10 protein-coding genes are annotated in these 16,399 nt (G+C 47.1%); 5 read left to right on the forward strand and 5 right to left on the reverse strand.

All coding sequences use genetic code 11. The features are described from left to right. The first annotated feature begins 19 nt into the window (after positions 1–19). Positions 20–277 carry a 2TM domain-containing protein gene (locus QZ938_RS14700; protein WP_293157023.1) on the forward strand — a complete coding sequence of 86 codons (258 nt, stop codon included), beginning with the start codon at positions 20–22 and terminating at the stop codon, positions 275–277. A 64-nt stretch (positions 278–341) separates the two neighbouring features. Further along, positions 342–644, forward strand: coding sequence for a DUF3181 family protein (locus tag QZ938_RS14705; protein WP_293350454.1), 303 nt, complete (start codon positions 342–344; stop codon positions 642–644). Positions 645–1,213: 569 nt separating this feature from the next. On the opposite strand, the gene QZ938_RS14710 is transcribed toward QZ938_RS14705, so the two are convergent. Next, complete coding sequence (locus QZ938_RS14710; protein ID WP_293350451.1) at positions 1,214–6,163, reverse strand: FG-GAP-like repeat-containing protein; 4,950 nt, start codon at positions 6,161–6,163, stop codon at positions 1,214–1,216. Between the two features lie 1,269 nt (positions 6,164–7,432). On the opposite strand from QZ938_RS14710, the gene QZ938_RS14715 reads away from it, so the two are divergent. After that, positions 7,433–8,383, forward strand: a complete 951-nt coding sequence (locus QZ938_RS14715; protein WP_293331851.1) for a phytanoyl-CoA dioxygenase family protein — start codon at positions 7,433–7,435, stop codon at positions 8,381–8,383. A 109-nt stretch (positions 8,384–8,492) separates the two neighbouring features. Here QZ938_RS14715 and murJ read toward each other — a convergent pair whose 3' ends face one another. Continuing rightward, a complete protein-coding gene (murJ, locus tag QZ938_RS14720; RefSeq protein ID WP_293350448.1) occupies positions 8,493–10,106 on the reverse strand; it encodes a murein biosynthesis integral membrane protein MurJ in 1,614 nt (537 codons plus the stop codon). A gap of 177 nt (positions 10,107–10,283) precedes the next feature. On the opposite strand from murJ, the gene QZ938_RS14725 reads away from it, so the two are divergent. Beyond that, complete coding sequence (locus QZ938_RS14725) at positions 10,284–10,988, forward strand: glutathione S-transferase family protein (protein WP_293363095.1); 705 nt, start codon at positions 10,284–10,286, stop codon at positions 10,986–10,988. 133 nt (positions 10,989–11,121) lie between these two features. Further along, complete coding sequence (gene sfsA / locus QZ938_RS14730) at positions 11,122–11,844, forward strand: DNA/RNA nuclease SfsA (RefSeq protein ID WP_293350614.1); 723 nt, start codon at positions 11,122–11,124, stop codon at positions 11,842–11,844. A gap of 6 nt (positions 11,845–11,850) precedes the next feature. On the opposite strand, the gene QZ938_RS14735 is transcribed toward sfsA, so the two are convergent. The 3 genes from QZ938_RS14735 to ald all read right to left on the reverse strand — a co-directional run bounded on the left by QZ938_RS14735 (position 11,851) and on the right by ald (position 16,354). Further along, positions 11,851–12,285, reverse strand: coding sequence for a hypothetical protein (locus QZ938_RS14735; protein WP_293350442.1), 435 nt, complete (start codon positions 12,283–12,285; stop codon positions 11,851–11,853). A gap of 1 nt (position 12,286) precedes the next feature. Further along, complete coding sequence (locus tag QZ938_RS14740; protein ID WP_293350439.1) at positions 12,287–14,380, reverse strand: hypothetical protein; 2,094 nt, start codon at positions 14,378–14,380, stop codon at positions 12,287–12,289. 885 nt (positions 14,381–15,265) lie between these two features. Beyond that, positions 15,266–16,354 carry an alanine dehydrogenase gene (gene ald / locus QZ938_RS14745; RefSeq protein ID WP_293157052.1) on the reverse strand — a complete coding sequence of 363 codons (1,089 nt, stop codon included), beginning with the start codon at positions 16,352–16,354 and terminating at the stop codon, positions 15,266–15,268. Between the last annotated feature and the right edge of the window lie 45 nt (positions 16,355–16,399).

Consider the following 16,399-nt stretch of genomic DNA (forward strand, 5'->3'; position numbering starts at 1 on the left):
TAACATCAAGTGAAAAACTATGCCTCCTCGTTGGCCCCGCAAACCCGATCGCAAAGACCCAGAGTACCGTCAATTAGACGATCGCATGAATTTTGCGATCCACGTCGGTCTTTTTTCTGCTTCCAATTCTGGTTTGTGGTTTGTTCAAAATTTGCAAAAGGCTGATTGGCCTTGGGCAGTTACAGTGACGGGTGTATGGGCTCTAGTAGTTTTGGCCCACGCAATTTTCATTTTTGCGATCGCCGATTATTCGCCTCTAACCAAAGATTCTGGCTGATGGCAGTTGTCGGCGATTTGTTAACTGTGCTGATTGATAACAAATAACATTCTGCTTTTTTTATATGGCTAATACTACGCTGGCGATCGAATCCTTAGCCGCTGAAATCGGCGAAAATGTCTACATTGACATTGCCAAGTGGCATTTATATCTCCGTGATGCCCACCTGCATACCGTTGTTGCCCAACAACTTTATCCGATGCTGGAAGATGGCAGTTTAGATGATGACAAAGTTGGACGAGTTTTGCAAGGTATTTCAGTTAAGTTGGGCGGCGGCAAGCGGGAAGTGCCGCTGGCAGATTTGATTCCGATGCAGTGTCAAGTGCAGTTGATGGATGTGCTGGAGGAATTTGGGCGGAATATGTAATCTCATCTTGGCGCATTCTCAATAAGTTTTGTTTGTAGTGAGGACTTCAGTCCGCATTTGGAGAGGACTAAAGTCCTCACTACGAACCTTAAGTTTAGGGGTGCATCTGGCGCAAGGCAAATATATCCGTAGGGGCAAAGCATGACCTCCGTCAATATGGGATTATAACTAATAACTTATATGCGGTCATGCTTCTTCAGGCTTCAAAAACCATATGCACCCAAGTTTAGTTTGTAGTGAGGACTTCAGTCCGCATTTGGAGAGGACTAAAGTCCTCACTACGAACCTTAAGTTTAGTTTGTAATGAGGACTTTAGTCCGCATTTGGAGAGGACTAAAGTCCTCACTACGAACCTTAAGTTTAGTTTGTAATGAGGACTTTAGTCCGCATTTGGAGAGGACTAAAGTCCTCACTACGAACCTTAAGTTTAATTTGTAATGAGGACTTTAGTCCGCATTTGGAGAGGACTAAAGTCCTCACTACGAACCTTAAGTTTAATTTGTAATGAGGACTTTAGTCCGGATTCATGAGGACTGAAGTCCTCACTACGAACCTCGATCGTTTCAATCTTACAAGAATGAGCTACTATTAAGAGCCGTTGGTTTCACATTATAAACCACTCCCAAGTAGTCATTCCCAGATTTAATCGCCGTTGAGGTTACAGCAGTTGCACCATCGAAGATGACATTAACTAATTCAAAAGTTAGTTGACTGAAAGTCACATCAATTAACTGGATTTTATCATCCGCAGTGAAGTCAGCAATCAGATCGGCTTGAGATAGTTGAGTAACCGGATCTTGCAATACAAAGCGATCGCCCCCTGCGCCACCCGTGAGGATATCGAAACCCGGATCGCCATTCAAAACATCATCACCCGCACCGCCTGATAGGATATCATCTTGCTTGCCTCCGCGCAGTGTATCATTGCCATCACCACCTAGCAGGATATCGTTGTCATTATTCCCGCTAACAAAATCGTTACCAATACCGCCATCGATCGAGTCGGAACCTTTACCGCCAAATAGTCGATCGTCACCACCTTCACCTAGCAGTGTATCTTCTCCTTGATTGCCAAAATAGGTATCTGCCGATCGCAAGCCTGTTAAGGAGTCGTTACCAGAAAGAGCAAATACGGTTAAACCTAATGCTTCTGCTGGGATGCTGGTATCGTTGCTATCTGTTAGCAGGTACACATCACCTAATTGGGTGTTTTCTGGTAAGCCCGATCGCGTATTACTTGATACTGATGGTTTTGGCGTAGAAATTGCTATTTGTACTTCCGCTGTCGGTAGTGCGGCGGGCGTTGGAGTTGGAGTTGTTATTATTCGTATAGGCGTTGGAGTTGTTGGTGTTGGAGTTGTTGGTGTTGGAGTTGTTGGTGTTGGAGTTGTTGGTGTTGGAGTTGTCGGAGTTGTTGGTGTTGGAGTTGTCGGTGTTGGTGTCGTCGGTGTTGGAGTTGTTGGTGTTGGAGTTGTCGGTGTTGGAGTTGTTGGTGTTGGTGTATTACCACCAGTCAAAATTTGTTCATCTAACGCCGCACCCGTGTTTTCTGCAACTAGAGAATCGAGGGTTTTTTGACCGGCACCAAATGCCTTAAAGTCTTGAGTTGTTTCACCTAAAGCAATTTTTTGGACTGCTGCTATTTGTTTTTGCAGTTCTGTGGTATCGGTATTAGTGGCGATCGCACTTACGATCCGTTGATTGGATGCTGCGATTACCTGGGCTAGTGCTGGTGCCGCGACTGATATCTCTTGGGCGTTAAAATTAGGATCGATCGCCTTTACCCGATCGCCCACCTTGCCGATTAAAGCGGCCACTTGTTCGGGTTTGGTTAAATCTAACGTTTCTCCGGTGAGGATGCGATCGGCGATCGCACTAACTATTTGCTTGACAGCATCACCCATACTCAGATTGCTGGCACCTTCTATCAATCCCGCCGTTTGAGTAATCGAGTTTTGGAGTGCCAGCATGGCGGTTAATTCGGCTTTAGCACCTGGTTGTTGCCCTTTGGTAGCTGCGATCGGATCGACATAATTAATCGCGATATCGCTAGGAATACCGAAAGCGCTAGTGACTTTGGCATTGGCTTCGTTGACGCTTAAACCGCGATCGGCTAATTCAGCTAAAATGCTAGTCAGTAAATTAATTACTGTTGCATCTGGTGTGGCTTTGAGCGGAGTTTCTAGGGGTAAATTCGTACCGATGTCAGTACCGCCAAAAGCAACTAAATTACCTTCATTGGGATCGAGTTTACCGTTATTATTCGTGTCAAAAGTGCTGAAAGGAATATCAAAACCAAATGCACCTTGACTGTCAGTTGTCCCTTTGGGTTCGTTCGGATCGGCGATGCCATTTTTGTTAGCATCAAAGAAGACATTCGCACCGGCAATATAGTCGTCAATCACAAAACCCGTGGAGTTCCAGCCTTGAAGATGCAATAACTCACTGACACTCTTACCGTTACTGCTAGTAGCTTTAACTTCTACCCATTGTGGTAAAAATAAATTATTTCCTGCTACTTGACTGAGAGTGCGGGTAGTCGGGTCAAATTTTAGCACAGCATTCGGCCCGTCAAATATTGTCGGAATCGTAGTTACGGAAGCATTTTCGGTTTTCCGCTTGTACTGACCTCCGTTTTTGCCTTGCGTCCAAATATAATCTTGTCCCTCGGCGACAGAATTATTATCTAGGGCGGTGACTGTATAGGTAATAGTTTCGCCCGGATTTGCAGCGATAAATGTGTCAGCAGCAAAGACAAAAGCGGTATTGCTAGAAAATCCAGTAGCGCGACTTTGATCCCATATTGGTTTATTGACAATGGGCAGTTGGTTGTCAAGAGGTGGCGTGGGTGTTGGATTTGGAATTGGCGTTGGAATCGGAATTGGTGTTGGAATTGGAGTTGGAATTGGAATCGGAGTTGGAGTTGGAATCGGAATTGGAATCGGAGTTGGAATTGGAGGTGGCGTGGGTGTTGGAATTGGAGGTGGCGTTGGGATCGAAATTGGAATCGGAGTTGGAATTGGAGGTGGCGTTGGGATCGAAATTGGAATCGGAGTTGGAATTGGAGTTGGAATTGGAGTTGGAATCGGAGTTGGAATTGGAGTTGGAATTGGAGTTGGAATTGGAGTTGGAATCGGAATTGGAGTTGGAATTGGTAACGTAATATTAGCGGTACGAATTAGTTGAATTGCAGCGGTATTATTATTACCCGCAGTATCCGTAGCTTTAGCCGCCAGGACATCAACTGTGACATTACCACTAGCACTGGGAGTCACATCAAAGGTGTAGGTTTTCGCATCAACTGTGACAAAATTACCGACAATAGCATTGGCTACGGTGAGATCGGTATTATCAAACCCAGTGACATTTTCACTAAAGGTAGCGGTGACGCTAAATGGTGCGTTGACTGTGGTTGCTGAAGTTGATGTTAAGGCAACTGTGGGTGCAATGTTATCAACAACTATGGCTTGATTAATAGCTATGGCTTTGCTGCCGCCGAGGGAGTTAGCTGAGGCTAGGGCCGGGAGGGTTAAGATGGCATCCCAGGCTGTGGCAGCGGTTTCTTTAATCGTGCCACCGTTGAGGGTGAGGGCGTTGGTGGCGAGATATTCTAAGTCAGCAGAGGTGTCTCCTGCTTGCACTACATAGTTGAAAGTGAGGGCTGTAGTGCCACTACCAGAGGCGTAATTGGCAAATTGGTCGGTTGTACCAGTTTCTAGTTGGAGTCGGGGTGTGCCGGTGACGGTGACAGCGGCATCGAAGGTAATGGTGATGGCGATGGTGGCACCCACGCCGTAGCTGCCGTCAGGGGTGGTAGCGGTGACAGCAGTAACTTTGGGGGTGTTGTTGAGCAGGATGGAGAGGTTGTTGCCACCGAAGTTCGCGAAAGCTAAGTCAGGCTTGCCGTCGCCGTTGAAGTCGCCGATGCTGACGGATTGGGGGTAACTGCCAGTAGGGAAGTCAACTTTGGGGGCGAAAGTGGGGGTGGTGGCTCCTGTGGCGGTGGTGTTGAGCAGGATGGAGGCGGTGTTGCTGTCTCTGTTCGCCAAAGCTAAGTCAGGTTTGCCATCGCTGTTGAAGTCGCCAATGCTGACGGATTCGGGGTTAGTGCCAGTTGCGAACGTAACTTGGGGAGCGAAAGTGGGAGTGGCGGCTCCTGTGGCGGTGGTGTTGAGCAGGATGGAGACGGTGTTGCTGTTGATAGAGTTCGTCCAAGCTAAGTCAGGTTTGCCATCGCCGTTGATGTCGCCGATGCTGACGGATTTTGCGCCACCAGCAGTTGGGAATCCAACTTGGGTGGCGAAAGTGGGGGTGGTGGCTCCTGTGGCGGTGGTGTTGAGCAGGATGTAGGCGATGCTATTATCGAGGGCCGCCAAAGCTAAGTCAGGTTTGCCATCGCCGTTGATGTCGCCAATGCTGACGGATGTGAGTTGATAGTTAATTGTGAAGTCAACTTTGGGGGCGAAAGTGGGGGTGGCGGTTCCAGTGGGGGTCGTGTTGAGCAGGATGGAGGCGCTTTTGCCCGAGTTCGCCGTTGCTAAGTCTGGTTTGCCGTCGCCGTTGAAGTCGCCGATGCTGACGGATTGGGGGGAATTGCCCGTTGGGAAGTCAACTTTGGTGGCGAAGGTGGGTATGGTGGCGTTAGTGGGGGCAGTGTTGAGCAGGATGGAGGCGTTGTTGTTGTTTTTGTTCGCCACAGTTAAGTCAGGTTTGCCGTCGCCGTTGATGTCGCGGATGCTCACGGATTGGGAGCCATTGCCCGTTGGGAAGTCAACTTGGGTGGCGAAAGTGGGAGTAGCGGCTCCGGTGGCGGTGGCGTTGAGCAGGAGGGAGACGCTGCTGCTGAAATCGTTCGCCGTTGCTAAGTCTGGTTTGCCGTCGCCGTTGAAGTCACCGATGCTGACGGAAGCGGGGCGAGTGCCAATAGGGAAGTCAACTTTGGGGGCGAAGCCTAGTACGCCGCTGTAGGTTTTGAGGGTGGTTTCTACGATCGCCAATTTCGCCCTTTCGCCTGATCGGGGGATGAGTTGCAGGATGTCCCAGGTGCCACCTCGATCGCAATTACCTGTAGGTTGGGAGTTGGCGGCGATGTTTGCGCCTGTGAGTTGGTTCAGTTGAGTCAGGAATTGATGCCCGGATTTCCCGACTGCTACGTTACAGCCATACAAGATGATGCTGGCGTTGGCACTCAGCGCCCTTCGCCACTGTTGCAACTGTTGGCTGTAGTTTTCGATGTTGCTGCTGTTGAGTTCTGTTGTGCCTAAGTAAATCTTGCCGGGGCTACCGTGGGTGATGATGTGTAGCGATTCGATGCCTGTATGCTGAGCGAGGAATGTGGTGATTTGCTCGATCGCATTTACCTGATTTTCGAGGATGTAGGTGGCTGTATCTGGTTTGATGCCGGCGAGGATTCGATCGCTCTCTGGTACTGTGGGGTCAAGGATGACGATCGAGCTTAGTCGATCGCTAGTGGAACCCACAAAGGTATTTTTTTTATTAAGTTGAGTTAGGGTGTTCATCTGTTTGTGCTTCCGGTAGATTGAGTGTTTTTTAAGCAGCAAAAATCGATTCGAGCGATCGAATTGCAATTTCTATCTCGTAGCTGATGGCACCCTAGGCTTTTAGATACTAGGAAATTAGCAAAGTGCGATCGTACTGTCTGTGATTGAGGTCGTTTATTTACAATTATTTATATTTTTCTGATTATTTATAGCCTTTCTCAAAAAGATGAGGTATGACTGACAGCTTATATAACCACTAAATTAAGAGGGCTTAAGCCCAACTACATACCTCATCTTTCTGATAACCGCTATATCAGGGTGAATTAGGGAATGGTGGGGCGGTGGCGCGATCGTAAATATTAAACAAAATGGGACTAAGTAGGTAGGCGCCAATAAATCGGTGCGGTGTAGCAGAATGTGTATGAGTGTCAGGGAGCAATTGCTTGACCTCACTTCACTTCGTCTCGATCGCTATTTGAATACTTGTATATTTTCATACTCACTTACTTAATTGATAGCTAAAAAAGAGGGAAGCAAGATCCTCTTTTGTCCCTCTTTTTAAGGGGGATGCAAGGCGGATCTAAATTTGAAGGAGAAGTTTAAAAATACACCTTATAGCCCCGGACACCAGAGATTTAATTGTCACATCCAGCGTAATTTTTGTAATCAAAAATGCTATGGGGAGGCTTGTCGGGAATGCCACCCGATATTTTTACATTTTTTTAAGATATGCGGTTTGCCAGAATTTGCTCGCGCAATTATAGAGGTTTGCGATCCCTGAAATCCTTTAAAAACAAGGCATTGACTTGTCTCCACTGAATATCTTTACGGCACTACACTGAAACCGCTCTGATGACATTTCTTAAAACAAAGCAACACATAAGTTCAGATTGTCTCAAGAGCAGATATCCCGAAATAACCAGCCGTAAATACATTCAAGACAGTCGAATTCAAGCATGGACTCGATCGAGAGCAACAATAATTAAAAAATCTGTTTTACTTGACAACCTAAAACAATCAGGTTAGAACAATGCAAGTGACAAATATAGGACTTACGCAAGAAAACGCATATCTGTCATTCTTTGCTGTGCATCGCAATCTCAACTCTATGTTTTTTGTGGTTCATGCGTAAGTCTTGAGACCTAAAAGTTTGTTTGCTAAAGTATTGGCAAACTCTAAAACTTTTATATCTCTTTTTTTTGCAAACAAAGACAGCTTACAATCACAAACAAAAAGATGACAGGTGCAAGCTACAATAACAAATTTTGTACAAAACTACCGCAAACTATGAACACAACAACAAGCGTGATTCAGAAATCGGAAAGCTTCGGGTACAAGCTTGCCAATTATTTCGTCAAAAACTATCAATGCCTGATTCAAGACCCTCGACTGTTTTTGATGCGTAAATTTGCTCGTTTCGAGATTGTACGCGACTGGGCAACGATGTTATTGAAGCGTCCAGCTAAATCTCATGTTATCAGTCAAGAAAATGCTTCTGTTCTGGGAAAGTTGGATGTAGATGCGATCGCTGCTACGATCGAAACCGATAGTTGTTATCAAGGTCTTCAGCTACCTGAAGATACAGTTCAAGAACTTTTGAAATTTGCCAGTTCTACAGTTGGCTACATTAACAGAGATGCCAACCGTCCCTACCACTACAAAGGAACAGAAAAAGTAGGTGCGGACTTACCCAAAAATGCCCGCGTTTGCAGCTATATGAGTAACGGAAACCAGTCTTCAACCCTGAAAGAACTGGAAAAAGACCCCGGCATACTGGCTATTGCAGCTAAATTTCTGGGTGCCGAACCAGTACACATGGGCAGCGAAATATCGTGGAGTTTCCCAGTTCCAGCAGAAAACCACGTCCAGCAACGCAAGGCAGCCCAAGTATTTCACTACGATTTAGACGACTATCGGTTCATTAAGTTTTTTTTCTACCTTACCGATGTCGATATGTTCAGCGGGCCGCACACTTATGTTTCTGGAACTCACAAAGGCAAAAAGTTGATGCACCAACTTATAAGTACGCGATGTGCAGACATCGATGACGAAAAGATTGTTGAATATTACGGCGCTCAAAATGTGGTGAATGTCTGTGGCAAAGCTGGTTTTGGGTTTGTAGAAAATCCTTTTTGCTTTCACAGAGGAACGCAGCCAACTGAGAAACCGCGCTTGATGCTGCAAATAGAGTATACCATTAACGACTACGGCAACATTCACGAGGCTTTCGGTTGCTAGCAAGTCAACCTCGCCAATCAGGAAGTCTTGTCTGTCTGTCGAGACTTTTTAGATTATTCTCTGGGGCAGCAGACATTAAAACATGATTGAGATGCCAACAGAAACTATATTACTTCACAAAACGGCCGCGAATGCGATCGACAAACATCTCAACTTCCGGCAACTTCATCTGATTAACAAAAATGGCAAAAACTCCCAATCCTGCCAAACTCGCCACACTCAACTGCACTATTTGAATTAGCAAACCTTCAGTACCCAAAACTCTTTGACAGGCTTGCAGAGTAGCCAAGGACACGAAAGCAGTTAGAGAACTACCACAAGCTAACCCTAAAAAAGGTAAACTCCACTCGCCCCAAGGCAAGCCACCCAGCTTTTTATCTAACAAGTACAAAAACATAATCATCGAAACTATATTCACTCCCACCGTCGCCAAAACTAATCCGGGCGCGCCGAAAGCTCCTACTAACAAATAATCCAGCAGCCCATTTAAAAAGATATTGATAATACTGACGCGAAAAGGCGTTTCCCCGTCTCCCAAAGCGTAAAATACCCGTACCAAAACGTCGCGGCCCAAATACACAAACATTCCAATAGCGTAAGCCATTAATATCGGTATGACAAACTGCGAGGCTGACAGATTAAAAGCACCGCGTTCGTAAACAATGCGGACGATCGGGCTGGCAAGTGTTACCATTAAAGCGCTCAAGGGCATCATTGTCAGCGCAGTCAAAATTAAAGCTTGACGAATTTTATCTTTTAATTCCGGCCAGTCTTTGGGTTCGGCAAGGCGAGAAAATATTGGCAAAAATGGTACTAAAATTACATTAGAAATAATGCCTAAAGGAGTCATAACCAATAGGCCACTGTAGCCCATGGCAGATGCAGCTTGAGGGATGTAGGATGCGAAAAATAGGTCTGTATAAACGTTAATTTGCAGCATTCCCGAGGATAGGGTAGCAGGAACCATCACCTTAACTACTTCTTGCACTCCGGGGCGTTTAAAATTAAACCGCAAACGCAATTTTCCCAATCCCGCGCGCCACTGCGCCGTCAGTTGCACTAACCACTGCAAAACTGCTCCTGCTAAAGTTCCCCAAGCTAATACTAAGCCGCCCATTAATGCGTATTCTGGCTGAGTTATTTTGTCTCCGAGTTGTAGCGCGAGAATTCCTAAACCGCCGACAAGTGCAACGCTGGAAAATAAAGGGCTGATGGAAGGAAGCCAGTACATATCGGCGGCGTTGAGTGTGCCGAAACCAATGCCGATTAAGCCTGAAAGCAATGCCATCGGCGCCATAATCCGAAATTGTTGGACGGCTATTGCTTTGATTTCTAAACCTTCTGCTGTTCTATTTAACCCGGGTGCTACTAAATCGATCGCCTGATCGGCAAAAATAATTAAAGCGATTGTTACCAACAGCAATATGCCGCCAACTAAGGTGGTGATTGTCTCGACTAAGGGTGCTGCTTCTTTTTTGTCGCGGCGGGCTAAAACGCTGACTATGGCGCTGTGAAATGGCCCGTTAATCCCTCCCAGTAAAATAAATAGGAAACCGGGGATGACGTAGGCGTAGTTGTAGGCATCGACGGCGACACCGACTCCAAAGGCTGCTGCGATCGCAATTTGGCGCACCAATCCGAAGACTTTGCTAATCAGAGTGGCGACTGCGACAATGCCGGCAATCCCTGCTAGGGAACGAGAGGGCTTCTGGGTTTCAGACACAAATGGTTACAAACGCTAGTGCTAAAAGGCTTTGCTAAGTTTAATAGCAAATCTGGACGATCGTAACATGAATTCAGAATTTTTCTATGTATCTGGGTTTCGTGCTACGATCTTTTGGCGTTAATTGGCTCTAGTAAGTACCAAAATTATAGTGATTTGACTTTAGGAGATTTGACCTTGCTGAAACTTTATTATAATCCGCTGTCTACTAATGCTCGCCGCGTTTGGATTGCTTTGCTGGAAAAAGAGATTGAGTTTGAATTGGTGGCGCTGAAATTAAACGGCGATCAGTTTCAACCTGATTTTTTAGCTATTAGCCCTTTTCACCACGTCCCGGTTTTGGCTGATGGAGATTTTCATGTAATAGAAACTCTGGCTATTCTTGATTATCTGGAAGCTAAGTATCCGGCGATCGCACTATTGCCACAGAATGCTCGGGATTTGGCGATCGCACGCATGGTACAAATGGTCACAGTCAACGAATTGACACCAGCGCTGAGTCCCTTTGTCCGCCAGACTTTCGGCGGCGCAGCCGAACCCGAGAAGCTGGAAAAATCTGGGCAGCAAGTGGCGGCGGTACTGAGCTTTTTTGAGGAGTTGTTGGGCGATCGACCTTTTTTTGGCAGCAACACGATTACCCTCGCGGATGTTGTGGCTGGTGTTTCCGTGCCTTGGCTGCCCGAGCTAGGCCTGTCTTTGGAGGAATACCCCAAATTGGAGGATTGGTGCGATCGCTTAAATTCCCGCGCTTCTTGGAAAGAAACACAAGCCAGTCCCGAATTGGTGGAAGCTTTTAAAGCGCAGATGAAACAGTTGATAAAAGGTAAACAACAGCAGTCTTTGAATGATGAAATCAATGAGCTTAGAAGAGAAGATAAATAAGTGATTTACGGTTGGGTGGGGGCTGGTTTTTGAGATTGTCAATTATTGCCACATATTGTTGGTAAACCCGCCCCTACAGCAATTATTTCTATTTACCAATGCCCAATGCCCAATGCCCAATGCCCCCATCCCCATGACTGACTTAATTTACAAATATCCGCCTTTATTACCCGGCACTTTAATCAAACGCTACAAACGATTTTTCGCAGAAATCGAACTAGATACGGGAGAAATCATCACCGCGCACTGTCCGAATACCGGCCCGATGACTGGTGTTTTAATTCCCGGAAATCCAGTGCTAGTATCTCCCAGCGACAATCCCAAACGCAAGTTAGCTTATACTTGGGAATTAATTAAAGTTTTCGATACAGTCCCAACTTGGGTGGGAGTTAATACTGGGCTGCCAAATCGAGTAGTTAAATTAGCTTTGGAATTGCGCTTGTTTCCTGAGTTGGGAAATTACAGTTTAATTCAGCCGGAGGTTGCTTACGGTAAAGATAAAAAAAGTCGAGTGGATTTTTGGCTGACTGGTGGGGAAAAACCAATTTTTGTGGAAGTCAAAAATACAACTTGGGTTAAAGATACATTAGCTTTATTTCCCGATACAGTAACTGAAAGGGGACAGAAACATTTAAGAGAATTGATCGAGGTGGTGCGGCAGGGATCGAGGGCTGTAATGCTGTATTTTATTAATCGCGGCGATTGTACGGATTTTGCGCCTGGGGATAGTGCCGATCGCATTTACGGACAATTGTTCAGACAGGCCATCAGTGAAGGTGTCGAAGTTTTGCCTTGCCGGTTTGACGTAACTCCCGAAGGGGTGCGGTATTTGGGTTTGGCAAAACTGGATATTTGAGACTTGCTAAAGCATCGGTAACTCTTGCTTTGAGGATCGAAAATCCATTTTACCCCCAACAATCCACACATCAACAAAGGCAGTCTCTGACACGCGGATTTCCTCGGTCTTTCTCAGACCTCCCTGCACCGCTACCTCTAACTGAATTGTGGATTCCTCGACAGGAACTTCCACCCTATCGGCGAAAGAAATTGTCAAGTCTGTAGTGACTCCTGACTTCTGATAAACTTCCTTTCCATTGACTCTAATTGTCACGGTGTCATTGCTGAAACCGTCGCGAAGTTTGACAGTTAAAGGCATGATAAACCTCTTATTGTGTTGCGGAATCGAAGCATGGAGTCGGCCGCTATTTGTGGCGCAGGCCGACCCCATTAACAGAGTTACAAAGGCGATTAGCAGTTGACGGCGAAACATCAAGCTTTTTACCTTGGGGAACGGCATATTACCATTTTCCGATCGCAATTGCCGAGAGTTTGCTTAAGGTGTGTTTAACCGCTTCATCATCGCCAGCTTTAGTCTGAACCTCAGCTAGATTTGTCAAAGTCATCTTTGCCGAAACCGGGTCGAGAACACCCGAATCTGCAACGGCAGACAGCAGCTTGGAGCTTTCATCTAATTTCGCAGGGCGCACAACCACGCGGTTTTCCTGCTTGTCAGTGATTGTCTTGAAGTTGCGGCTGGCGTTGATACCTTTCACCAAACGAACGTAGTTGGTCATCGCGTTGTCGGGATACTTCGCCAGAATTTCATCAAAGGCATCGTTACCGCGCCGCAAGGATTCGTGATCGGAACCCAACAGATAAAGCAATGTACCTTGTTCGTCGCCGATGAAAAGGTCGGCCAGTTCTGATTCGGCGGCCGTGACGGGATAGCGCACGCGAACTGTGATGATATCTGACATTACCTGCGATCCGTCCAAAGCAGCGTAGCAGGCGCGGATGCGATAGTTACCGGGTTCTTCAAAGTAAAGCCCATCTTTGCCGTAGCCGATATAGGCGCTTTCGGCGATCGTATCATTGAGACCGATGATGGTCTCCCGAGGCCCTACCAAGTGCTCGATTAACGGTTCGTAAGCCACCACTTCACCGCTGGGTTTGCGAATCACAATCTTCACCATGCTGAAGTTGGGATGCAGCCAGGTGTGGGCGCGGCGCCCTCTGGCATCTGTCGTGTTGAGCATCAACTGTAGCACCACAGGTTCGCCGAGCCCAAAGTTCTTTTGGTGGGTTGATATGGTTAGCTTTAGCCCCGACTCGTCGCGCACTGGATCGGCCATGATTTCGCGACCCAGAGCCGATCCGACGCCGAAGTTGCTTCCGCCCATGATGACGTTGTTGCGGAATCCGTGCCGCATATGGATGACTTCCTCATTGTCAAACTGGAATGCGAAGCTGTTCCAGAATGCGGGTGCGCCACCACCTGGATAGTTCCACGGGTAATTCATCCAAGACAGTGAATTGGGCCGATTTGGCACCGGTGGCGAGGCGTACTGTTTTTGCCAAGAGTGCAGCAGGTTGAAACCGTGTCCGAGCTCGTGAACGTAGGTGTAGACTTGCAATCGCAGTTGATCTGCTGTTTCCCCGCCGATCCCATTGTGGAAAACAGCACAGCCTTGCCGCTGTTTCCCTTGTTGGTCGAACATGATTCCGTACAAGCCGGCGCCCATTTCGTGAAGTTGCGCTGCTACTTGCCAAATCGCCCACTGCGGCTGATCTTGCCACAAGCTGAAGTGATTTTGCATGGAAGCGTGCAGTTCGGCGTTGCTCCACTGAGCATCGGCGCCGGCTTCGGAGATGTTGATGACATCGCTTGCTGCGCTTGGAATCATTTCAATTCCTGCTTCTTTATAGGCGCCGACGACGCTGAGGTTGCGCGCTGCGCCTCCTGAGGGTAGCGAACCTGTGTTGTAGCTGCTGAATACGGGTGTGCTGATATCGGAAACTCGATCGGTCTCGATGCGTGCGGTGCGGAAATAGATCGACTCGAAGGCGCAAGTATACGTCGCTCCGGGCGCTCCGCCGGTGGTGAAAAATTGTACTGTGGCGGGTGCTTGCGGCTGAAAAATCAGCCGTCGTTCGATCGTCACCTGAACTACTGGAGCCCCCGCTGCAAAGGTAAAACTACCCAGCCCCTTGACGGTGACTTGTGAGGCTGTCACTGTTACCGTCGGCGCCTCAACGATAAACGATCCGAAATATGTTACCGTTTGGCCGCTGATTTGGTAGAAGTCGCCACTTAAGCGTTTCATCGGCCGCGTGCGATCGACATCCACCCGAACTTCGAGTTGAAACCCGCCCACAGTGCCGCGATAGCGCCCGCTGACCGGCCGTTTGGCGATCGGGAACGGGATAATCGGTATGTTAGGGACGGCTGAGTTCTCCGGTACAGTGTCAGCTATTGGCGTCTCCACAGGCTGTGTGGGGTCGCCAGTTCCCGCCTCTATTGCTTGTGAGGCAGCTATGTCATCTACTGACATTTCTCCTAACGATAATTCACCATCTGTTACTTCCATAGCAGTCGGATCTTGCTGTGACATTTTGATTTCTCCATCTTGAATTTGATTGATTGATACGCCTGTTTATAACCAGCCAAAAATCGATACAAGATCGAAAATTTCGACCCTAGTTCAAGCTCCCAGGCTCAATGCGAGAGTCAATCTAAAATCTAAAACTTCAAATCGACTAACTATTGCTTCATCGCTACTTAGACATAAAATTTAATTCACACTCAGAAATAGTTTTATGTAGTTGTTGTGAAGCTAGAGCGCAGCGTTTAATCTCATAGTCTTCTAAATAAACTGTGGGAACAATACGACGATCTGCGTATAGGATTGTGAAGAAATTGCAACAAATTAATCGGACAGCAGCCCCAACTTTTCCGGAGCAACCATCACAGCAGCCGTCCGGAGTCGCACACAAAGTTTTCCGTGAAGTTATAGCGATCGCAAATCATTTGTAAATTTCTTGCTCCCTCCCCTTAGCAAGGGGAGGGCTGGGGTGGGGTTAAAAATTTACGATTCATTTGCGATCGCTATATACCATTGACAATTCACAGTTGACACTTAATCAGTGGTAGGGGCAGTGCCCCGTGCCTGCCCTCTTAATTGACAGTTAACAGTTGACTGTTGACAAAAGAAGGAAGATAATTGCAGTAATGAATCGTCTGATTTTAATTTTTCCCGGGGTTCCGGCTTTCAACCAACTTTTTCTGGTAAATCTTGTCGGTATCACTTCAGCTTAATATCGTGCATCTTCTCCCGTCGTTGGTGGAGCAGCAAAGCAGATATATCGATTACCTTTTTTGTTTGGAAACGGGCAAGATGCCCGTTCCACAACACATTAAGTTTCTTGTGGGGTGGGCATCCTGCCCGCGCCAAAATACAATTTAGATGCGGGAAAACTTACTGAAAAAAACGCGCAATTTAATCAGCCAAATCTGGGAAAACTTCTCGTACTGCCGGATGTACCAGTCGGTGATTCTGCACGTTTAATCCCTTCGCCAAACTCGGATTCATTTCCAAAGCTTTAATTCCGTTATTTGCCAACTGCAAAACATAAGGCAAAGTGCTGTTATTCAAAGCTTGAGTTGCAGTCCAAGGTACGGCACCGGGCATATTTGGTACGCCGTAATGCACAACTCCTTCCTCTACATAAGTAGGATTTGTGTGAGAAGTTACTCGCAAAGTTTCGACACAGCCACCTTGATCGACGGCTACGTCAACAATTACAGAACCGGGCTGCATTTTGGCGACAAATTTGCGCGAAAGTAGCACCGGAGCTCTTTTTCCTAAGACTAAAACTGCACCGATTAATAAGTCAGCATCGGGAACAACTGCTTCTATTTGCAAAGGACTGCTGTAGAGGTATTCTACTCTGGAACCGAATAAAGTTTCCAAGTAAGCTAGCCGATCGACATTTACATCTAAAATCTGCACCCTAGCACCCATTCCGACAGCAATGCGGGCTGCTTCTGTGCCGACGATTCCGCCGCCCAAAATTACAACTTTGCCCGGTCTTACCCCCGGTACGCCCCCCAAAAGTACGCCTCTGCCGCCTTGCTGTCGTTCCAGAAACCGAGCACCGAACTGCACGGCCAAACGCCCTGCAATAATGCTCATCGGGGTTAGCAGGGGCAATTTCCTGTCGGGGAGTTCGACGGTTTCGTAGGCGATAGCCTGGACTCCGCTGTTGATTAAGTGCTCGGTTAATGTGCGATCGGCTGCCAAGTGCAAATATGTAAATAGCAACTGCTCTTTTTCAATCAGCGGATACTCAGCAGGTAATGGTTCCTTAACTTTAACAATTAGTTGCCGGTTCCAGACATCAGCGGGCTTTGAGACAATTTTAGCCCCGGCTTCAATGTAGTCCTCATCGGCGAAACCAGCCCCAGCCCCAGCATTCGTTTCGACGAAAACTGTGTGGCCTTTGTCCGAACAAGCCCGGACACTTGTGGGACTGAGCCCGACTCGAAACTCCAAATCCTTGATTTCCTTGGGGACGCCTATTTCCATCTATAACCTCAAATTTCAGGCTTATGTCGATCGAATTTAACGCAA

Source organism: Microcoleus sp. CAWBG27, assembly GCF_020883145.1.
GTDB lineage: Bacteria > Cyanobacteriota > Cyanobacteriia > Cyanobacteriales > Microcoleaceae > Microcoleus.